Raw genomic sequence first — 21349 nt, 5'->3', positions numbered from 1 at the left:
TATAAGATTAAAATTTGATTAAAAAATATTATTTTTTAAGATAATATCATAAATAAAATACTTCTGGCCCTCACGTACTATTACTTTAAGAAATCACTATTTTTAAATTTTATTGTAGGTAGTATGCGATAAACTTCTAATAAAATAATATTTACGGTAAGCCAAACTCCACCAAAAATGTACCCTGCATAAACATCACTTGGATATTCCATTCCAAAGAATATCGGATTTAGACCTGAAATGATGCAAATAAATAAAGTTATAATAAATGCTACCATTTTAGACCAAACTTTCTTTGCATAACGTAATATTAGATAAACAAAGAATCCATAAACAACAATTGCCATTAAAGCTTGATAACTTGGAAAAGTATATTGATTATGACTTATTAAGCTTATTGAAGAAGGTCCTAAACGCCTAAAAATATGTCTTAAAACATATTGCAGTATTTCTCCGCCCAAAATTACAATAAACAGGGACTGAATTTCAAGAATCCGGTTTGTATTTCTTCTTATAATCCATATAAACATAAAGATAGTAATTGGTACTAATACCCTCATTGATGTTGTTAGTTTAAATAACCCTATCACAAATGACCATTTAGAATTAAAAATTACTTTCACCAAATATGATACAACAATATCAAATTGATCAAATTCATGTGACAAATAATCTTGTATTACACCAATTACAAGAACTGAAAATCCTAAAAAAGTAGTTGCTACAGCTGCTATAGCAACTTTCATTTTCCCCATAGAATGAACTATGATTATAGTTTTATTTAAAACTTTATATGTATTCTCTATTATCTGTATCCTATGATTCCTATAAGCATATATAATAATTAATATTAAAGATATAATTATACTACCAATAATCAAATATTTTGATATGTACCCATGAAATTTATGCCAGTTTGGACCAAGAACTTTACCTAATGAAATAAAAGTAGTAGTCCACAAAAATGCTCCAAAATAGGCGTTACTAGCAAACCTTACATATGATATTTTTGTTATACCTGAAAAATATCCTGTAATATGTCTAACCCCAGGTATGAAATACGCTAAAATTAATAATTTATTCCCAGATGTATTAAACCACTTGGATGTCTTTTCAATTTTAGCAGGCCCAAGGTGAATATATGAACCATATTTCTCAAAAAATCTTACACCTAATTTAGTACCAACAAAATAAGATATAGTAATCCCTAGTATTACTCCAGCCGTAGCTACTAGAATACTTATACCCCAATTCATTTTAGATTGGAAAACGAGGAACCCACAATACGTCATCATTAACTCACCAGGAAGAGGAAATGCAATTAATTCAAGCACCAAAGCCATAAATAAAATGATATAACCATAATTATTAATTAATAATATTACAGAATGCAAAATCTCGCCCCCCCCATTTTAAAGATAAACTTCTTATATACTATCCTTAGAACTATGCTTTATATTATCAAATATATAAATTACTAAAGCACTACATACAAGCCCTAAAATTGCACCTACTAAAACATCTGTAGGATAATGTACATATAAATATACCCTAGAAAACGCTATCAAAGATGCTAAACTTATAATTTCAATAACATACTTTTTAAAATATTTTGCAAGCACCCCTGCAACTGCAAATGACGACATAGAATGCCCTGATGGAAATGAATAAGATAATGGCCTTTCTATTAAAAGGTTCATTGTTGATATAGTGTCTGATGGCCGCAAACGCTTAAATATGTTTTTCAGTATTTCATCACCTAAAATCGCGCTTAGGATTAACGCTGCTAGAGCCATAAACCCAACTTTTCTATATTTTTCGTTACTTATAAGTATCGATGCTATTATAATCCATATTATTCCTGCATTTCCTAAGTAACTCGATATAACCATAACTTTATCCATAATAATTCCATGCATATTATATTTTATAAACAATAGTATAGAGATATCAAATTTCTGTAGTAGGTACATCATTATCATCGTTCCTCCTTTGATTGCTAGGAGATTATATAATGTCCCCCATGTCTTATATAATACATTTGTAAGATTAAAATCACATTAAATTATCTCCTTTGGAGCTGCAATATTAGATTTAACTTAATAATTAATATTTAATATAACAGTTATCTTTGTTCCAAAACCTTCCGTGCTTTCTGCACTTATAGTTCCTTTATGTACATCCACTATTAATTTAGCAATAGATAGTCCAAGACCAGTACCACCTTTTTCTTTAGATCTAGATTTATCAACAGTATAAAATCTTTCAAATACGTTTTGTATTTCGTCTTCTGGTATTCCCATGCCACTATCACTAACGGTAATTTTTACTGTATCATAATGAATCTCTGAGCTTATATCTATTGTACCTTTTTCTGGTGTGAATTTAATACTATTATCAATTAATATCCTAAGCATCTGCTTCATCATTTTATAATCTGCAAATATACTAATGGAATCATTTTTGTAACTTGATATTATATGACTATGATCTATAAGTTTAGTTTCCCTAATCACTTCGCAAATAAGATCATTAAGCAAGAAATCTTCTTTCTCAATTTTTTGATTTCCGCTACTCCCCTTAGCAATAAACAATAATTTCTCAACTAAATTTGCCATATTACTAGTTTCTAATTTTATAGCATGAATAGATTTTTCTAAGGCTTCTCTATCATCTTTACCCCATCTATCGATTAGGTTTGCATACCCTTGGATAACTGCAATAGGCGTTCTAAGTTCATGTGATGCATCAGACACAAACTGAATTTGCCTATCAAATGATTTTTGAAGCCTATCTATCATTTTATTAAAAGTTATACCCAATCTTTTAAGTTCATCATCAGGACCCGCAACCTCAATTCTACCCAATAAATTATTAATACTAATATTATCAGCAGCTTTAGTTATTTGATCAATAGGTTCTAACATCTTTTTACTTATGATGTACCCCAATATAATTGAAGCGATCATCCCTATAAAATCAGCTATTGCCATTAAAACAAACAAAATTTGCATAAAATTATATTCATTACCCATCCACTTAACAATTTGAATATAAATTACTCCATATTTCTGGGTTTTAATTTTTAAAATTTTATATACTAAGTGTTTATCATCTTCTTTAATTTTTGTTATTTTATCAAATGGTTCTTTGCTTATAATATTATAATTAAATTCTTTTGATTTGTTTAATATTTTGCCATCTTGCTTTAGTATTCTTATTGATATATTTTGTTCTGATGTAACATCCGAAATAAGTTCTTTATCTGACAAATCTCCATGCTCATTCCGAGACACGATATTATTTAATACTATTGTTTTGACATCTTCTATTTGTTTATTTGCCTGACCGTACAAGTAGTATTTTATACCATATAGAATAGAAGCATTTAAAATAAGTAATATTAATGAGAACATTACAGCATAAATCGCCGTTAATTTCAAAGATATTTTTGCACTTTTGATCATTTTCAAATTCATAATTTTAGAACTTATAATTTTAAAATTCATAATTACTCACCTTTAACAACATATCCTACCCCCCTTACAGTGGTTATAAGTTTATCCTCAAAACCATCATCAATTTTGCATCGTAAATATCTTATAAACACATCTACAACATTAGTATCCCCTATGTAGTCATAACCCCACACATTTTCAATTAATTGTGCTCTTGTAAGTACAACATTTTTATTTATTAAAAGTATTTCTAAAAGGTCAAACTCTTTTTTTGTAAGTTCGATTTCTTTGCTGCCTCTTTTAACATTATGCGCTTTATTGTCCATAACTATGTCTTTCACTTTAATCTCATCAGTCTTATTCCCTATAGATGTAGCTCTTTGATACACCCTAATTCTTGCTAATAGTTCTTCTATTGCAAATGGTTTTGTGAGATAATCATTTGCACCTACATCTAATCCTAAAACCTTATCTGATATATCGCTTTTCGCAGTAAGCATAATTACAGGTACGAGCGACAACTGTCTTATTCTTCTGCAAACCTCAATTCCATTAAGCCCCGGCAACATAACATCGAGAAGTACTAAATTATACTCATTTTCCTCAGCTATTGTTAAACCTTCTCGTCCATCATAAGCAACATCAACTTTATATCCTTCATGACTCAATTCCATTTCAATAAATGTTGACATTAGCCTTTCATCTTCCACTAAAAGAATTCTAAAATCCTTCAAAATAGCACCTTCCTTTTACGATAATCTAGTGAGCAAACAGATTCCATATACTACTAATATACACCACCTTGCTAGTCTTAGCCATATTTATGAGTATTTCATATATGCTCGTTCTTATTAATACTATTATATTAATAAAATAAATAACATGTAAAAAATACATATGATTTCTCATATGTATTTTTACATGAAATATAAACTATGATTATTCTTCTGAAACTATCACTTTTAGCCCTACTTTTCTGATATATTAATTATCATTTGTCCTTTTTTTGAAATAGCGTCAACAGAAATATTACTTTCATCTGATTTATTACTCTTTTTTTCCTTTTGTGAAGGGTCCACATTAGAAAAATCGCCTGAATCTGCTTTACTACTCATCTGTCCTTCTTTGAGATTATCATCATCTGATTGATCACTCTTTTGTTTCTTTTTCGAAGCATCATCATCTGAAGAGTTTGAACCTACATTAGCTCCTGAAATAGCACCGTTAAAAGGGATTGTAATTTCAATAGTATTTCTGTTTTTTTCTGCTTTTTCTAAATCTTTTTCACCCATAAATATTCTCCCTTCATATATAAAACTACACTATATACATAGCGTGCATTATATAGTTTACCCATTTAATTATAAAATATAGTTTATATCGAACATATTTCATTGACTTGAAGAGTTTAATGTATTATAAATAAGATAATTATAATACTAAGCTTGATGAGATTAATAGTTATTATAGCATTAGTAACTATTACAACTACATTATACAAGGAGTGTATAAACTTGAATAATATATTGATTATTGAAGACGAGGAAAAGATCTCTGAAATACTAAAAGCATATCTTGAAAAAGAAGGCTATAGTGTACATACCACGACAAAAGGTTTAGACGCAATAAAACTTTTTGAGAAAATTGAATTTAATTTAGTTATATTAGACCTGATGTTACCAGACATATCTGGAGAAGAGGTCTGCAGCATTTTAAGAAAAATTTCTGAGGTACATATATTTATGCTTACTGCCAAAAGCACCTTAGATGATAGGATAGAAGGATTAAACCTTGGGGCAGACGAATACTTGGTTAAGCCGTTTAGTCCAAGAGAATTAACCGCAAGAGTAAATGCTTTATTTAGAAGGATTAATATAAATAAATCTGAAACAATGGTTTATGACAATGGAGATTTAGAAATTAATTATGACAAAAGAGTAGTTTTTGTGCGAGGGGAAGAAATATCACTTACTCCAAATGAATTCGACCTATTACAGATTCTTTCATCTAACGGTGGCAAAGTATTTACAAGAGAACATCTCATTGAAAGAATTATGGGAATTGATTTTCAAGGTTTTGATAGAACAATAGATGTACACATTAAAAATATACGTAAAAAGATAGAATTGGATAGCAGAAATCCTAAATATATAATAACAGTAACTAGAATCGGTTATAAATTTGGTGGTGATTAATTTATGCAAAGCATAAGAAAAAGATTAAGTATTATATTAGTATGTACATCCGTATTAGCACTCTTTTTAGCTACACTTTTTGTAAATATAGCAATTTCAAAAACTTTTAACAAGTATTTAGTTGAAATACAAACTAAGAGGGACACTGGAATAGTAAAATATTTAGAAACAGTGTACGAAAAGAATGTCAAGTGGTCAAAGACTTCTGGAATAGAAATTACACATGAAGCCTATATGAGTAATTACTGCCTCACTCTTAAGGATATAAATAAAAAAGTTGTTTGGGGAATGAATGCAAATGACATAATTAACAACACTAATACTACTATGCCCCATAAAAGTAACGGAGTATATACTTTAAGAACTCTCCAAATAAAGTATAAAGATAAAATTGTAGGGTATGTAGACATAGGACAAAATGGTCCAGTATTATTAACCAGTGATGATATCACTTTCAAGACATCAATAAACAAGGGTATTATTTTAAGTATTATACTCTCACTTTTGATAACAATATTAATTAGCTTGCTTATTTCCAAGCAATTTTCTAATCCTCTTAGGCAAGTTTCTAAAATTTCAGTTGATCTCTCAAATGGGAACTATCGCGCACGGTCGAATGACAAAAGCACCATTTTAGAGTTTGAAAATTTAAGAAATAGTATAAATACACTTGGAGAAAACCTTCAAAATCAAGATGCTATTAGAAAAAGGTTAATATCCGATATATCCCATGAAGTAAGAACTCCCCTTAATATTCTTCAAAACAATTTTGAAGCTATGATTGATGGTATTTTTCCAGCAGACAATGAAAGATTAACCTATCTTAACGATGAAGTTATTAGATTTGGAAAGCTTATAGACAATTTAAATACCTTAAAACAAATTGAAGGAGAAGAAACTGCCTTAAATATGGAAATAATCTCTTTAAAAGATATCCTCACTTTAGTCCAAAAGGAATTCGAACTAATATCTGAAAGTAAGAATATCACAATGACATTAAAATGTAGCACCAATAACCAATGTGATATTTGGGGAGACACAGATAAAATAAAACAAGTAATTATTAATTTACTTTCAAACGCGGTTAAATTTACCCCAAATCAAGGAGAAATTAATATTACTTTAAAAGAATCTAATAAAAAAATAATATTGAAAATTCAAGATACAGGCATTGGCATTAATGAAGAGGACTTACCTTATATATTTGAAAGACTCTATCGAGGAGATAAAAGTAGACATGAAATAGAAGGCTCTGGTATAGGCCTTACAATTGTAAGGAACATATTGACCCTCCACAAGGCAGACATAGAAGTAAAAAGTACAGAAGGAAAAGGTAGCGTGTTTATTTTATATTTTAATCGAGTTTTGTAATTATTATCCAAATATTCAAAGAGTCTTAAACATCAAAGTCACTTGAATTATATCCATAAGTAAGTTAAAAGGGGAGCATAATGCTTCTCTTTTTGCTTTGCAAAAAACAATTTAACATCTCTTCTACATAATATCTTCATACCCTTCTTATATACTACGTATTGTACTTACAAAATTTTAAAAAACCAGCCACTTCAAAATAATATATCAATAAATTAATAAATATAGGAAGGTGATGAAAAATTTGCAGTTTGATGATATTTATAGCCCAATAAGTAATGATCTCCTTCTTGTTGAAGAAGAACTAAAAAAAATCTGTAAAAATCTAAGTACAAATTATTTAAAAGAAATTATAGGTTATTTTTTTAAAATTCCTGGTAAAAGGCTTCGCCCTATCCTAGCTTTACTCTCGTCAGGTCTTATAGATAATAATCTACCACAAAATACTCGTAATCAGTTAATTAAATTTGCTACCGGCCTTGAACTCATGCATAGTGCTAGCTTAATACATGATGATGTCCTTGATAACGACACTCTAAGGCGTGGTCAAAAAACTCTAAATAAAATTTATGGTAATAAAATATCAGTACTGGCTGGTGATGTTGTTTATTCTTTGGCATTTTCTACTCTTGCGAATTCTCTACCAAAAGAATTTGAGCAAATTATAATTGAATTGACTGAAAACATGTGCACCGCTGAAATGATTCAAGCAGAAAATGAGTTACCAACTCGTGAAATTTATTTGAATATTATTAAAGGCAAAACAGCATTATTTATGTCTGTTAGTTGCAAAATTGCAGCATCACTCTCTGGCGCAACAAAAGAACAAATAATTGGGTTAGAAGAATATGGATTAAATTTAGGAATGACATACCAAATAATGGATGACTGTATGGATAAAGATATTTATACTAATCTAAATATTACCGCAAAAGATGCTAAATTGTATGGAGATAAAGCAATATCATCTCTTAATATATTTGAAAACTCGACCTATAAAACAAGTTTAATAAATCTTGTGAACTATATTCTTAATCTTTCCCACTAAAAAGGAAAAAACTCATAATGAAAATTTTAAATTTTCTAACTAATATTCTAAATATAAATTAAAGGAGATTTTAAAATGAAACTACTTAAAAATAAATACCTAAGTATCGTATGGACAGTACTCCGTATATGGTTAGGTTACCAATGGATTTCTGCAGGCCTTGAAAAAGTTACTGGTGGTGGATGGATTGGTAGCACTGCTGGCGCTGGTATAACCGGATTTTTAAAAGCTGCGTTAGTTAAAGCAACAGGTGCTCACCCAGCAGTTCAGTCATGGTATGCGGACTTTATAAAAAATATAGCACTGCCAAATGCTGTAACATTTAGTTATCTAGTTGCATTTGGTGAGCTTCTTGTTGGTATTAGCTTAATCCTAGGTGCTCTTACAGTTGTCGGTCTTATCGCCGGTGCACTTATGAACCTAAATTATATGTTAGCTGGCACTACTAGTACAAATCCAAATATGTATACAGTAGCATTCATACTCTTATTTGTTGGAGCTAATGCCTATACTATTGGCCTTGACCACTTTATATTACCCATTATTAAAAAAGTCTTTACCAAAAAATCAAATTCTGATCTAATCTCATCATAAAATAATTTTTTCGAAACGAAAGGGGCTCAATAAACATGAAATTAAAAACATTAAAAAACTTTGTATTTACATTAATATTAGTCTTATCAGTTTCACCCTTGGCATTTGCATCTACAACTGGTACCCAAACAAATAAAGTGGTTGATGGTGTAAAAGCTTCCTTAACCTTTAAAAATGAAAAATTGAAACCAGGAAAGAATGAATTTGCATTCTCCTTACTTGATAAAAACGAGAAGCCTTTAACCAACGCTAATTTAAAAATCACTGTAGCTATGGACAACTCTACTGATATGAAGGGTATGAGTGGCATGACAGCGGAAAATACACCCATGATTATAGATTTAAAAGAAGGTTCTAAAAAAGGCGAATATACAGGAATGGTAGACTTCAAAAGTAAGGGTCAATGGATTATTAAATCTACTTTTGATGCAAATGGACAAGCAAAGAACATTGACCTTGGTATTAATGTGCAAAGTGCAGGCCCTAACTTTCTTATACTTGGTGTATTTGCAGGAGTAGTTGTGCTAATTTTAGTTATAGCTGCTATAAATAAGAAAAAATCTATTAAATTATAGAAATGGAGGCCTGATACTAATGTCAGATATAAAAAAACAAACAAATTTTTTAAAAAATAAAACTTTAAAAAAATTTATCAAAAGCAAATGGTATCCCGGTATATTTCAGTGGCCAGTTGCACTAGTTTTTGCCTTTATAGTCTATGAATTAATAGTTGGTCCAAGCGACGCTCACGATAACTTTGGTACTGCTGGAACCTGGGTATTATGGTGGCCGCTACTGCCTATCCTTCTACTACTTTTCGGTAGATTTTGGTGCATTGTATGCCCTTTTGGGCTTCTAAATGATGTAGTTCAGAAATTTGTAGGCAATAACAAACCTGTACCAAAATTTCTAAGAAAATATGGTATTTGGATTATTGATATAACTTTTCTTATGATTACCTGGAGCGATCATGTTTGGGGTGTAGTTGAGAACCCTCGTGGCTCAGCAATACTGCTTTTAATGATAACTACCGCAGTAATATTTTCTGGTGCACTCTTTGAGAGAAGGACTTGGTGCAGATACTTATGTTTTCTTGGTGGATTATCTGGTAATTATTCAAGAGCTGGTATGGTTGAACTACGAGGGACTCCAGAAGTATGTAAAAACTGCAAAACATCAAACTGTTACAAAGGAACAAGTGAAGTTCCAGGCTGTCCTATGTTTGAGTTTCCCAAAACCATGGATAGTAGTGCAGAATGTAACCTATGTGGTAACTGCGTGAAAAATTGTCCAAACGACTCTATTAGAATAAGCCCTCGCACACCTACTAAAGAATTATGGAATATTAAGAAGCCCAAAATAGAAGTTGCATTTTTAGCCATTGTAATTATGGGTATAGTTTTTGTTCAAAACATAACCATGCTAAACATATGGGGTCAATTATTACATTCTCTTGAGAATATACTAGGAACAACTAACTATTATATAACATTTACTGTAACTTTTTTTATAGCTATGTTAATTCCTGTTGTATTACTCCTTTTAACAGGTCTTATTGCTAAAAAATTTAACAAAGCTTCCGTCATGGAAAATTTCGCAAGATTTGGATATGCTGTTATACCGTTAGACTTAGCAGGACATATAGCTCATAACCTATTTCACTTATTAGCAGAGGGCAAATCTGTGATTTATACTGCAATGGAGCTATTCGGAATGTCATCTCATGGAGCTTCAACTGCACTACTTTCTAGCCCAACTATACAAGTTCTTCAATATATTATTATTGTAATTGGAACAATAGGTTCAATATACACTGCTTACAGAATTGCGAAAAGTAGTCAAAATAAGAGAACACTTTTAGGAACATCCATAGTTTATACAATTCTAATGGTATTACTTGCAGTAGCTAACATTGTATTATTTTCTATTCCAATGGCAATGCGTATGTAACAACTAAAATGGTAAAAGGAGAGTATCTATGATTAGTGGCAATATCAAAACATGGTTAAGAGCTATAAGACCTTTTTCCTTCACTGGTTCTGTAATTCCAGTTACAATAGGCGCAATACTCGCAATTAAACAAAATAATTTTCAATTTGGTTACTTTATACTCTCTGTTGTTGCTATTTTGTTATTACACACTGCTGTTAATTTACTAAGCGATCATGATGATTATGAAAATAAAGTTGATACAAAAGATTCTTATGGTTCAAGCGGTGTTATTCTGGAGAATTTATTATCTTCCAAACAGATTCTTCGCTCTGGAATGCTTTGCTTAATACTTGGAAGTCTTATAGGATTATTTTTATCCTATGAAAAGGGTGTATTTGTATTAATATTGGGACTTATAGGTGCCCTGGGCGGCTATTCCTATACAGGAAAACCTCTGATGCTAAAATATAAGGGGCTTGGAGCTCCACTAGTATTTATTTTATTTGGTCCTTTAATGGTAATTGGTTCTTATTATGTCCAAATGCAAGACATTAGTGCTGATGTCATTCTGATTTCAATTCCAGTAGGCCTTTTAACTACAGCTATATTACACGCGAATGACATTCGCGATATAATTCACGACAAAAAAGCAGGCATAAAAACTTTATCAATATTGGTTGGCAAAAATAATGCAAAGAAAATTTATTATGGGATGCTTATTTTATCATACTTATCCCTTATAATTATGATTTTCTTCGGAGTCCTTCCACTACTTAGTTTGCCTTGTTTAATTACACTACCTATAGCATTTTCAAATTCAAAAACATTATATAATTCCGATATTTCGATTTCTGGATTAATAACCCTTGATAAGTCTACAGGAAAACTTCAAGCTCAGTTTGGAATTTTACTAATATTTTCTATACTATTAAGTTTCCTATTATAATAAAAGGAGGAAAAGACTTGAGCAAAACAAATTCTAAATATACTATCTTTACATTAATTGTAGCAATGATTCTTTGGTATTTACTTTTTGTAATAAAACCAATGAATTTTTGGTTAGAAATGAGTCTGTCAATTTCAGCATTAGTTTTAATGGCATTCATTTTTAACAAAGATATTTTTAAGCTTGGTAAATTGACCATAAGGCATATTCTAATTGGAATTTTCTCAGCTATAGCACTTTATACAATATTCTATTTAGGAAATATTGTATCAGGTTTCATATTTCCTTTTAAAGATTCCCAGGTATTATCCGTTTACAGTAATAGGTCTAATGGAAACTTAATTTGGATAGGATTACTGCTTTTATTCATAATTGGTCCAGGAGAAGAAATATATTGGAGAGGATTTATACAAAATACTCTATCACAAAAAATGGGTGATACCAAAGGATATGTAATCTCGGTTTTATTGTATGCTGGTGTTCACATAATTACAGGCAATGTGATGCTTGTAATCGCAGCATTAGTATGTGGGGTATTCTGGGGATGGCTTTATAAAAAAGAAAAAAGCTTACTTCCAGTAATTATATCCCATGCAATTTGGGACTTAACAATTTTCGTAATATTCCCCTTAATGTAAGGAGGTATAAATCTTGAAACGAGTGGCCATAAATATACATGATATATTTTCATCAATTGCCCCCAAATATGATAAATTAAATACGCTTTTGACCTTAAACATAGATAAACTTTGGAGAAAAAAAGCTATAAACCTATGCGCCATTAAAGAAAATGATAAAGTATTAGATTTATGCTGCGGTACTTGCAAAATGATAGAACTTGAATGCAAAGCAGTAGGCGTAAATACTATAGTTATAGGTCTAGACTTTAATAAAGCGATGCTTGATGTAGGTTATAAAAAGCTTAACAAATCACTAATCAATTATAAATTCGACTTAATACAGGGGGATGTCATGGATCTACCTTTTGCTGATAACATCTTTCAAACTATTACAATAGCATTTGGTCTACGAAATGTACCTGATAAAATAAAGGCTATTTCAGAAATGTATAGAGTTTTAAAACCTGGTGGAAAAGTAGTTTGCTTAGAATTATCTAAACCCAAGATTCCAGTTTTAAAAACCATATATAATTTATATTTCAATTTTGTATTACCATTTGTTGGATACTTAGGTACCCATGATAAAGCAGCTTATTACTATTTAAGAAATTCAGTTAATGACTTCATGACAAAAGATCAACTACAATGTGAATTTGAACAAATTGGTTTTGAAAGTTCTGGATTCAAATCACTAACCTTCGGTATAGCCTCAATACACTATGGTATTAAGCCATTGAATAAACCAATTTATTAATTTATGCTCTTCATATTTTCTCCACAATTATAGTTTATAATTTAGCTATATTAAGTAAATAAATTTAAACTTATTTAAGGAGGTAATTATATGTACTGTAATAGATTTTTAGGATCTGGATATGGAACTGGAGGGGGAATGTTTTTAATGATGGGCTTTGGTTTTTTGATATTTTTAGCATTTGTTTTTCTAGTTTTCAAATTAATGAAAGTTAATTCGCCTTCATCTTTATCATCAAGTAATTTGGCTTTAGATATATTAAATGAAAGATATGCTAAAGGGGAAATCAATGAAGAAGAATACACTAAAAAGAAAACAATTCTTTCTAGGAAGAACTAGGAGTATTCTCCTAAAAGAGCTAGGAGTACTATCCTAGTTCTTTTAATAGTGTGTCGAATTACATATCTAAATAATATAAACTAAATATTAATTAAGAATATTGGAGGGAAACAATGGATGGGAAAATTAAGATTTTAGTAGTTGATGATGAACAAAAGGTTCTAAATGTAATCAAAGCTTACCTAATCAAAGAAGGCTTTGAAGTTTTAACTTCTATGGATGGAGAAGATGCATTAAACATATTTAAAAATGAACCGATACATTTAATTATATTAGATTTAATGCTTCCTAAAATGTCTGGTGAAGACGTATGCAACAAAATTAGAGCTACCTCCTCAGTACCAATTATTATGCTTACAGCAAAGGCTGAAGAAGATAATAAAATAGACGGGCTTGCTATTGGAGCAGATGATTACATAACTAAACCATTTAGCAATCGAGAACTAGTTAGTAGGGTTAAAGCCATTATACGGAGAACATATAGAGATAATAATCCACTAGCAGAGCTGCTTATTATTAACAATGGTGATTTAGAAATAAATATTGATAAAAAAATAATTAAAAAACAAGGCAAAACTATTATATTAACCTCTAACGAGTTTAAAATTTTGATAGCTCTTCTTACTAACCCTGGGCAAGTATTTTCAAGAGAACAATTAGTACATAAATCTTTTGGCCTAGACTATGATGGATTTGATCGAACTGTTGATACCCACATTAAAAATATTAGATATAAAATAGAGGACGATTCAAAAAATCCAAAATATATTATTTCAATATATGGAATGGGATATAAGTTCCAGGGTTAATTACTGAAGAACTAAAAATTAGTAAATATATGAGGTGGCTCTATATGAAAATATCCTTAACAAAAAAATTGTCCTTAGGTTTTCTCCTCACTGCATTTGTATCTATACTGATTGCAGGTTTCATCTCAAATTATATGATTAGTAAAAAATTCAGCAATTATCTAATTACTGAACACAAAGCAAAAGTAGCTAAAATTGCAACTGTAATAGATGGCCTATACGATGAGAAAACAGACTTTTCAACTACTAACAGAAATGAGATATTGAAATATTCAAATGCAGAAGATTTGTATATTGAAGTGAAAAGCTCAACCGGACTTGTTGTTTTTACATCGGGAAGTTCAAATTTACAAACCAAAACAATGATGGGTTCAATGATGGGCTCAATGATGAATAATTTTTCTTCAATTAAACCAGGTCAATATACTGAAGAAAGTTACCCATTAGTTAAAAACAATAAAAAATTAGGAACTATAGTCTTTGGTTATTATGGGACCTCTTTTTTAAATGCAGGTGCACTAACTTTCAAGACAACCTTAAATCATTCTTTTTTTCTTTCTATCTTCATAGCTTTGATCATTGCATTAATAATTAGTATCTTTCTTTCAAAACAAATATCATCACCTTTAACAGAAATAACTGATACAGCTAATAGAATGCGAAATGGAAATTTAGAAGCAAGATATCATGGTGCATCTAAAACCAAAGAGATAAATGATTTGACAATTTCTATAAACTATTTAGCAGAAACTCTACAAAAACAAGAGTATCTTCGGAAACGTTTAACTTCTGATATGGCTCATGAACTTAGGACACCCCTTACCAATCTAAAATCACATATAGAGGCATTGCTAGACAAAGTTTGGGAGCCCACTGAAGAAATGCTCACAGGCTTTTATGAAGAAATACAAAGATTAATAAAATTAGTTGAGGGCCTTAACAACATATCAAAATTAGAACAGACCAATCTAAATTTAAATAAATCAGAATTCAACTTATCCTTAGAACTAAAAAAAATAATTACATGTTTTGAACCACTATATGAAACTACCGGTATAAAAATTTATTCAAATTTGATTCCAAATGTTAAAGTATTAATGGATAAAGATAAACTAAAGCAAGTAATGTATAATCTACTTTCAAATTCACTTAAATATTCCAAAATAAATGGGGAGGTTTTATTAACTCTAAAATCTGATAATGATAACATCATCATAGAAGTACATGACAATGGAATTGGTATTTCTAATAAAGATCTACCTTTCATCTTTGAAAGATTTTACAGAAGTGATGAATCTCGTGATAAAAACACTGGTGGTGCCGGCATAGGTCTAACTATTGTAAAAACTATCGTTGAGGCTCATATAGGTAGCATTGATGTTACCAGCACTTTAGGTGAGGGAAGTACTTTCACTCTTACCTTTCCTAAATCATCATTAAATCTAGATAAATAACCTATCAGGATCTAATTCTTCATATGATATATACCTTAATACTGTTAATCATTAATGCATATGTAAATAAATTCACCACCCAGATATCTTTGTTTTAAAAACACTAATTCCTTTATAAAATCTACATAACTATCTCGTATAATTTTAATTATAGATTTATATTCTAAGGATTGAAATTATATTAAAAAGTTTTAGGAGGTATTAATGTGGGTGTTAAAAAAGAAAAAATAAAAGTCTTCGGCATGACATGTACATCCTGTCAATCAAGAGTGGAAAGAGCAGTTACAAAACTCACTGGTGTTAAAAATGCTATGGCGAGTTTCAGTAGTCAATCTCTAACTGTAGAATATGATACTAATCTCTGCAATCTCGAAAAAATTAGAACTGCTATAAATGTAGCTGGTTATAGTACAAAAGATGGAAGCCTCTCTAAAATAGCAGGCATATTTATAATCGTAGTGGCAATTGTATTAATTGGCAATTCATCAAGTGGACTTGATATGACATCTAAACTAAACGGTGCTACATATTTTGTTCTATTCATTGTTGGGGTTCTTACCTCAATACATTGCGTTGGTATGTGTGGTGGAATAATGTTATCGCAAAGCATAACTAAAGATAGCAAAAGTAAATTTGATTCTGTAAAACCCGCCCTTCTATACAATGCAGGAAGAGTTCTATCCTATACAATAATCGGTGGGATAGTTGGTGCTCTAGGTTCAGTACTTTCACTATCCATAACCGCAAAAGCTGGGCTTCAAATATTTGCAGGTATGTTTATGATAATAATGGGCCTTAATATGAGTGGCTTTAGCTTATTTAGAAGACTTAACTTCAAATTGCCGTGGTCCGCTTGTTCAATTAAGAAAAAACCAAAAACCCCCTTTTTAATCGGCGCTTTAAATGGACTTATGCCCTGTGGGCCACTTCAAACAATGCAACTATATGCCCTAGGCACTGGAAGTACATTTAATGGTGCCATGTCTATGCTACTATTTTCTCTCGGCACAGTGCCTTTAATGTTGACCTTTGGAGCGTTATCAGGTTTGATTACTAAAGGATATACAAAAACTCTTTTAAAATTCAGTGGTATTTTAGTTGTGGTTTTGGGTATTGTAATGGGGACTCGCGGACTAACACTCGCTGGTATAAACGTACCGACCACAACTACCTTGATCGCTAGTTTATCTGATAATAAAATAGCATCATCACTGTCGCCTCGGTCCAATAAACCTGTAATTGAAAATGGTGTTCAAATAATAATAATGACAGCAGATGATAATGGATATACTCCAAATGGCCTATACGTACAAAAGAATATGCCTGTAAAATGGATAATTGATGGCAAATCATTAAATTCCTGCAATGGACAAATTGTTATACCTTCCTTAAACATTCAAAAGAATTTACAAGCTGGCGATAATATACTTGAATTCACACCAAAAGATAATGATATAAGCTTCAGTTGTGGAATGGGTATGATTCGTGGGGTAATTAAAGTTGTTGATAATATAAATACTGTTGACACCTCAAAACCTGATTCTTCTATTCCAACCCCATCTAGCGGTATGCCTTGCTGTAAATAACTAACTATTTAATGCATTTAATAAAAAGGTTCAAGTATTACATTTTGTGCAATACTTGAACCTTTTATAACTTATATTTATCTTAGTGGCTTAAACCCTTTTAAGCGTAATGCATTTGTTAATACTGAAACTGAGCTAAAACTCATTGCAAGCGCCGCGATAATTGGATTTAAAAGCGGACCCCCAAATAAATGTAGCACCCCCATTGCAACTGGTATTCCTAGAATATTATATCCAAAAGCCCAAAATAGATTTTGCTTGATATTTGTTATAGTTTTCTTACTTAGCTGAATAGCTGTAGGTACATCCATTAAATCACTTCTCATAAGTACTATATCTGCGGACTCCATAGCAACGTCGGTTCCAGATCCTATAGCAATACCGATATCCGCTTGTGCAAGTGCTGGTGCATCATTTATTCCATCACCGACCATAGCAACCTTTTTTCCTTCTGCTTGTAGTTTTTTAACTTCATTTGCCTTATCTTCTGGTAATACTTCAGCAAGTATTGTATCTATCCCAACTTGCCTTGCGATTGCTTCTGCTGTTCTTTTATTATCACCAGTTATCATCGCAACCTGTATTCCCATACTATGAAGCCTTTCTATAGCCTTTTTACTGTTTTCTTTAACTGTGTCTGCTACTGCAATTATGCCACTTAATTTACCTTCAATAGCTATAAACATAGGTGTCTTTCCTTCTCCTGCAAGTTTATCCGATATTTTCTCTAAATCTAATAAAGAAACATTGCTCTCACCCATAAGTTTTTTGTTTCCAAGTAATATTTTTTTACCATCTATAGTTACATCTATTCCCCTACCTGGCACAGCATTAAATTTTTCTGTCCTTTTGAAATCTAGTTTTCTTTCCTCTGCTTCTTTTACTATTGCTTCACCAAGTGGATGTTCTGAACCTTTTTCTGCAGTAGCCGCTATTACTAACAAATAGTCCTCATCAACATCAGCTACAGTAACTATATCTGTTACTTTTGGTTTCCCCTCAGTTAAAGTTCCAGTTTTATCGAATACAATAGTTTGAATTTTATGTGCTGTTTCAAGGGCCGTACCACTTTTTATAAGCACCCCATATTCTGCGCCTTTTCCTGTTCCAACCATTATAGCCGTTGGTGTTGCAAGTCCAAGTGCACAAGGACAAGCAATTACAAGCACTGAAATAAATATTGTTAGTGAAAATACTCCCGTTTGACCAGCTATTAGCCAAGATAAAGACGATATTAACGCAAGTCCTATAACCACTGGAACAAAATAGCCAGATATAATATCTGCCATTTTAGCTATTGGTGCTTTTGATCCTTGAGCATTTTCAACTAATGTAATAATTTGTGCAAGAGCCGTATCTTTACCAACCTTAGTTGCCTTAAACTTAATAGAACCATTTTTATTTATGCTTGCTCCAATTATTTTGTGTCCAATGCTTTTCTCGACCGGCATACTCTCCCCCGTAAGCATTGACTCATCTACAGATGTAGTTCCATAAACAACTTCACCATCCACAGGCATTTTCTCTCCAGGTTTTACAACAACTATATCTCCAACCTCTACTTCATCAATTGGAATTTCAACTTCTTTATCCATTCTAATTATAATTGCAGTTTTTGGTTGAAGTCCCATTAGCTTTTTAATTGCCTCGGATGTTTTTCCTTTTGTTACTGATTCTAAATACTTTCCTAAAGTTATAAGAGTTAATATTATACCTGCCGATTCAAAATACATCTCATAACCAGTATTACCAATGAATATTTCATAAACTGCAAATATACTATATAAAAATGCAGCTGATGCTCCCATGGATATTAGCGAATCCATATTAGGACTTAACCGTGCTAAAGACTTAAATCCCACTATGAAATATCTTCTACCTGTTATCATTATGGGAATAACAAGTATTAATTGTAGAGCAGCATACGCTTTAAGATGCATCATAGGATCAATGACACTCGGTAGCATCATATTCATTTTCATAAAAATCATTGGTACCATTGCAACTAGTAATAACGGCACTCCAAATATAGCAGATATTAAAAATCTATTCCATAATGCCTTTATATCCTTTTCTTTTTTCTCTTTATCAAGATCTACATTGTTTTCTTCCTCAAGAGCCTTATATCCGCCTTTTGCTATAGCCTTCTTTATATCCGAAGTTTTAACTAAAGATGGCTCAAAAGAAATCGTTAGTTTTTCAGTAGCATAATTTACATTTGATTCTATAACTCCATTGAGTTTTCTAGTTATTCTTTCTATATTTTTTGCACAAGATGCACAACTCATTCCCTCAAGTTTTAATGTTTTATTAGTCGTCTGGACTAATAATTTATATCCCGCCTTATCAACAACATTTTGTATATCAGATAATTTAATCAAAGAATCATCATAAACTATCTTTAATTTTTCTGTTGCAATATTTACACTTGACTCAGAAATTCCTGGCAATTTTTTAGTTACTCTTTCAATTGCTTTTGCACATGCCCCGCAGGTCATTCCTTCTACTTTCAATGACTTAGTTACCATATAATTCTCCTCCTTATTCCATATATTCTATTTACCAATTATTTTTGATAAAAGACCTATAATTTCATCTATCTTCTCACTACCTTTGTCATGCTCAAAGGCTTCCATAACACAGTGATTCATGTGCTGCTTTAAAATCAATAAATTAGCCTTCTTTAGGAGTGATTGTGCAGCAATAATTTGATTTGACACATCTACACAATACCTCTCATCTTCTATCATTTTGATAGTTGCTTCAATTTGTCCTTTTGATATTTTTAAAATCTTCATAGCTTCTTTTTGCTCATTATTCATTATTTATCCTCTTTCATACCCTACCCCCTAGGTGGGGGGGGTATAACTACATATTAATACTAAAAAAAAGATATGTCAACTTCTTTAAAAAATCTAACACATAAGATTATAGCTATTTTTAATAGCAAAAAACAATGCCACCTCTATCCTGAGGGGCATCACAATAATATTTTTCTTTAATTACATGTTACCACTTCTTTATGTAGGTTTCGTGAAGAAATTGTACCTTTAGAATTTATTTTACCCTTCTAGCAGTTACATAATCATTTCTTCCCAAAGCTGAAATTTTAATTACATCTCCTGTATGAGGAGCATGTATATAATTATTATCTCCAATGTACATACCCATATGATGAGGATCAGCAAAACTTCCAAAGAACACCAAATCTCCTGGTTGAAGATTATCCCTTGATACCTCTACACCATCATTTATCTGATCAAATGTAGTTCTTCCTACAGATATCCCAAAATGTGCATATACATATTGTGTGAATCCTGAGCAATCAAATCCAGAAGGTGTTGTTCCACCCCATAAATATGGCGTTCCAAGAAAATTAGAAGCGTAGGCTATTATAGCTCCTTGCGATACTGTTGCTCCGCCCCTTGAAGGCGTATATGCAGGCACTGATTTTTTTAATTCGCTTATTTTCGTTAAACTTTTATTTACTGACACTTGAGGTTCAATTATCTGCGCTGAAATGTTCTTATTACTTTTATTTTCAGTAATCAATTTATTCTGTAATTCTTTAGCAACAATTTCCTTGTTCTTTAATTGCGTTACTAATTTGTTTTGTGACTCTTTGGTAACCATTATCTTATCAATCTTCTGCTTGTTTTCTACTTGTAAACTCTGTAATGCTTCCTTTGTCTTATTCAAACTTTGTTGTTTTTCATTTAATTTTTTTTGTGATGCTTCAAACTTAACCATTAATTTTTTATCAAACTCTACAACGGTTTTTATGTTATCTACTCTTGATATAAAATCTCCAACACTCTCTGAATCCAGTATAATACTCAAATATCCATCGGATCCATTTATGTACATAACTCTCATTCTACTATTAAACAATCCCTGTTCTTTCTGCGATTCCTTTGCAACCTTTTTAACATCCACTGCGGCAACTTCAATTGACTTTTCAGTTTCAGATATTTTTCTTTTATTGTCTTCCATCTTAATCATAATCTTTTCAATTTCATTATCAAACTCTTCTATTTTCATTTCAACTTGTTCTTTCTCGGTCTTAATTATAGTTAGTGAATCTTTCTGCTGTTGTAACTTCTCATTTACTGGGGCTGCTAGTACTGTTACATTTGAAATTAAAACAAAAATTATTACAACTGCAAGGCTTCTCAGGACTGTCTTCATTATTACATCTCCTCATTTGTTTATACTTTATAAAATACAAAATAAATATATCAAA

At 31.1% G+C, this 21349-nt stretch carries 20 protein-coding genes and 1 pseudogene; 13 read left to right on the top strand and 8 right to left on the bottom strand.

All coding sequences use genetic code 11. The annotated features are described in order from the left end of the window. Nucleotides 1-80 precede the first annotated feature (80 nt). The 5 genes from KPL44_RS11770 to KPL44_RS11750 form a co-directional block, all read right to left on the bottom strand. Nucleotides 81-1394 (bottom strand): VTT domain-containing protein, encoded by a 1314-nt coding sequence (locus KPL44_RS11770; RefSeq protein ID WP_216250290.1) that lies wholly within the window; start codon nt 1392-1394, stop codon nt 81-83. A 33-nt stretch (nt 1395-1427) separates the two neighbouring features. Beyond that, nucleotides 1428-1976, bottom strand: coding sequence for a phosphatase PAP2 family protein (locus KPL44_RS11765; protein ID WP_253201741.1), 549 nt, complete (start codon nt 1974-1976; stop codon nt 1428-1430). 123 nt (nt 1977-2099) lie between these two features. After that, nucleotides 2100-3509, bottom strand: a complete 1410-nt coding sequence (locus tag KPL44_RS11760; protein WP_253201740.1) for a sensor histidine kinase — start codon at nt 3507-3509, stop codon at nt 2100-2102. A 2-nt stretch (nt 3510-3511) separates the two neighbouring features. Continuing rightward, nucleotides 3512-4192, bottom strand: a complete 681-nt coding sequence (locus KPL44_RS11755) for a response regulator transcription factor (RefSeq protein WP_216250287.1) — start codon at nt 4190-4192, stop codon at nt 3512-3514. Nucleotides 4193-4426: 234 nt separating this feature from the next. After that, the gene (locus tag KPL44_RS11750; RefSeq protein ID WP_216250284.1) at nt 4427-4750 is read right to left on the bottom strand and encodes a hypothetical protein; all 324 of its coding nucleotides are present in this window, start codon (nt 4748-4750) and stop codon (nt 4427-4429) included. A 222-nt stretch (nt 4751-4972) separates the two neighbouring features. Between KPL44_RS11750 and KPL44_RS11745 the strand changes: the two genes are divergently transcribed. From KPL44_RS11745 to KPL44_RS11685, 13 genes and pseudogenes are all read left to right on the top strand, one after another. Further along, nucleotides 4973-5653, top strand: coding sequence for a response regulator transcription factor (locus tag KPL44_RS11745; RefSeq protein ID WP_216250281.1), 681 nt, complete (start codon nt 4973-4975; stop codon nt 5651-5653). A 3-nt stretch (nt 5654-5656) separates the two neighbouring features. Next, nucleotides 5657-7024 (top strand): sensor histidine kinase, encoded by a 1368-nt coding sequence (locus tag KPL44_RS11740; protein WP_216250278.1) that lies wholly within the window; start codon nt 5657-5659, stop codon nt 7022-7024. Nucleotides 7025-7259: 235 nt separating this feature from the next. Then, nucleotides 7260-8072, top strand: a complete 813-nt coding sequence (locus tag KPL44_RS11735) for a polyprenyl synthetase family protein (RefSeq protein WP_253201748.1) — start codon at nt 7260-7262, stop codon at nt 8070-8072. A 75-nt stretch (nt 8073-8147) separates the two neighbouring features. Next, nucleotides 8148-8666, top strand: a complete 519-nt coding sequence (locus KPL44_RS11730) for a DoxX family membrane protein (protein ID WP_216250273.1) — start codon at nt 8148-8150, stop codon at nt 8664-8666. A gap of 35 nt (nt 8667-8701) precedes the next feature. Further along, nucleotides 8702-9241 carry a FixH family protein gene (locus tag KPL44_RS11725; RefSeq protein ID WP_216250269.1) on the top strand — a complete coding sequence of 180 codons (540 nt, stop codon included), beginning with the start codon at nt 8702-8704 and terminating at the stop codon, nt 9239-9241. 19 nt (nt 9242-9260) lie between these two features. Further along, nucleotides 9261-10616, top strand: coding sequence for a 4Fe-4S binding protein (locus KPL44_RS11720; protein WP_216250266.1), 1356 nt, complete (start codon nt 9261-9263; stop codon nt 10614-10616). Nucleotides 10617-10644: 28 nt separating this feature from the next. Continuing rightward, on the top strand, nt 10645-11544 hold the full coding sequence (menA, locus tag KPL44_RS11715; protein WP_216250262.1) for a 1,4-dihydroxy-2-naphthoate octaprenyltransferase: 900 nt from the start codon (nt 10645-10647) through the stop codon (nt 11542-11544). A 17-nt stretch (nt 11545-11561) separates the two neighbouring features. Next, nucleotides 11562-12182: a CPBP family intramembrane glutamic endopeptidase gene (locus KPL44_RS11710; RefSeq protein WP_407935005.1), complete on the top strand. Its 621-nt coding sequence runs from the start codon at nt 11562-11564 to the stop codon at nt 12180-12182. Nucleotides 12183-12192: 10 nt separating this feature from the next. After that, nucleotides 12193-12918 (top strand): bifunctional demethylmenaquinone methyltransferase/2-methoxy-6-polyprenyl-1,4-benzoquinol methylase UbiE, encoded by a 726-nt coding sequence (ubiE, locus tag KPL44_RS11705; protein ID WP_216250628.1) that lies wholly within the window; start codon nt 12193-12195, stop codon nt 12916-12918. Between the two features lie 90 nt (nt 12919-13008). After that, entirely contained in the window at nt 13009-13257 is a 249-nt protein-coding gene (locus KPL44_RS11700; protein ID WP_216250260.1) for an SHOCT domain-containing protein, read from the top strand. Between the two features lie 113 nt (nt 13258-13370). Then, entirely contained in the window at nt 13371-14066 is a 696-nt protein-coding gene (locus KPL44_RS11695) for a response regulator transcription factor (protein ID WP_216250257.1), read from the top strand. 44 nt (nt 14067-14110) lie between these two features. After that, on the top strand, nt 14111-15520 hold the full coding sequence (locus KPL44_RS11690; protein WP_216250255.1) for a sensor histidine kinase: 1410 nt from the start codon (nt 14111-14113) through the stop codon (nt 15518-15520). Between the two features lie 206 nt (nt 15521-15726). Beyond that, nucleotides 15727-17100 (top strand): annotated as a pseudogene (locus tag KPL44_RS11685) (urease accessory protein UreH domain-containing protein); the annotation flags it as partial. Nucleotides 17101-17183: 83 nt separating this feature from the next. Here KPL44_RS11685 and KPL44_RS11680 read toward each other — a convergent pair. The 3 genes from KPL44_RS11680 to KPL44_RS11670 all read right to left on the bottom strand — a co-directional run bounded on the left by KPL44_RS11680 (nt 17184) and on the right by KPL44_RS11670 (nt 21294). Continuing rightward, nucleotides 17184-19634, bottom strand: a complete 2451-nt coding sequence (locus tag KPL44_RS11680) for a heavy metal translocating P-type ATPase (RefSeq protein ID WP_216250249.1) — start codon at nt 19632-19634, stop codon at nt 17184-17186. A 27-nt stretch (nt 19635-19661) separates the two neighbouring features. Beyond that, nucleotides 19662-19928, bottom strand: a complete 267-nt coding sequence (locus tag KPL44_RS11675) for a metal-sensing transcriptional repressor (protein ID WP_071611311.1) — start codon at nt 19926-19928, stop codon at nt 19662-19664. Between the two features lie 235 nt (nt 19929-20163). Continuing rightward, entirely contained in the window at nt 20164-21294 is a 1131-nt protein-coding gene (locus tag KPL44_RS11670) for a C40 family peptidase (RefSeq protein ID WP_216250247.1), read from the bottom strand. Nucleotides 21295-21349: the final 55 nt, after the last annotated feature.

This window comes from Clostridium sp. DSM 17811 (assembly GCF_018861905.1).
Lineage (GTDB): Bacteria > Bacillota > Clostridia > Clostridiales > Clostridiaceae > Clostridium_AD > Clostridium_AD frigoriphilum.
This window is presented reverse-complemented; position numbering and strand designations above follow the sequence as displayed.

Coding starts and splice junctions, on each gene's coding strand:
- KPL44_RS11765 (WP_253201741.1), bottom strand. CDS start 1,976: ATGATGTACCTACTACAGAAATTTGATATCTCTATACTATTGTTTATA.
- KPL44_RS11760 (WP_253201740.1), bottom strand. CDS start 3,509: ATGAATTTTAAAATTATAAGTTCTAAAATTATGAATTTGAAAATGATC.
- KPL44_RS11750 (WP_216250284.1), bottom strand. CDS start 4,750: ATGGGTGAAAAAGATTTAGAAAAAGCAGAAAAAAACAGAAATACTATT.
- KPL44_RS11740 (WP_216250278.1), top strand. CDS start 5,657: ATGCAAAGCATAAGAAAAAGATTAAGTATTATATTAGTATGTACATCC.
- KPL44_RS11735 (WP_253201748.1), top strand. CDS start 7,260: ATGAAAAATTTGCAGTTTGATGATATTTATAGCCCAATAAGTAATGAT.
- KPL44_RS11730 (WP_216250273.1), top strand. CDS start 8,148: ATGAAACTACTTAAAAATAAATACCTAAGTATCGTATGGACAGTACTC.
- KPL44_RS11725 (WP_216250269.1), top strand. CDS start 8,702: ATGAAATTAAAAACATTAAAAAACTTTGTATTTACATTAATATTAGTC.
- KPL44_RS11720 (WP_216250266.1), top strand. CDS start 9,261: ATGTCAGATATAAAAAAACAAACAAATTTTTTAAAAAATAAAACTTTA.
- menA (WP_216250262.1), top strand. CDS start 10,645: ATGATTAGTGGCAATATCAAAACATGGTTAAGAGCTATAAGACCTTTT.
- KPL44_RS11700 (WP_216250260.1), top strand. CDS start 13,009: ATGTACTGTAATAGATTTTTAGGATCTGGATATGGAACTGGAGGGGGA.
- KPL44_RS11695 (WP_216250257.1), top strand. CDS start 13,371: ATGGATGGGAAAATTAAGATTTTAGTAGTTGATGATGAACAAAAGGTT.
- KPL44_RS11690 (WP_216250255.1), top strand. CDS start 14,111: ATGAAAATATCCTTAACAAAAAAATTGTCCTTAGGTTTTCTCCTCACT.
- KPL44_RS11680 (WP_216250249.1), bottom strand. CDS start 19,634: ATGGTAACTAAGTCATTGAAAGTAGAAGGAATGACCTGCGGGGCATGT.
- KPL44_RS11675 (WP_071611311.1), bottom strand. CDS start 19,928: ATGAATAATGAGCAAAAAGAAGCTATGAAGATTTTAAAAATATCAAAA.
- KPL44_RS11670 (WP_216250247.1), bottom strand. CDS start 21,294: ATGAAGACAGTCCTGAGAAGCCTTGCAGTTGTAATAATTTTTGTTTTA.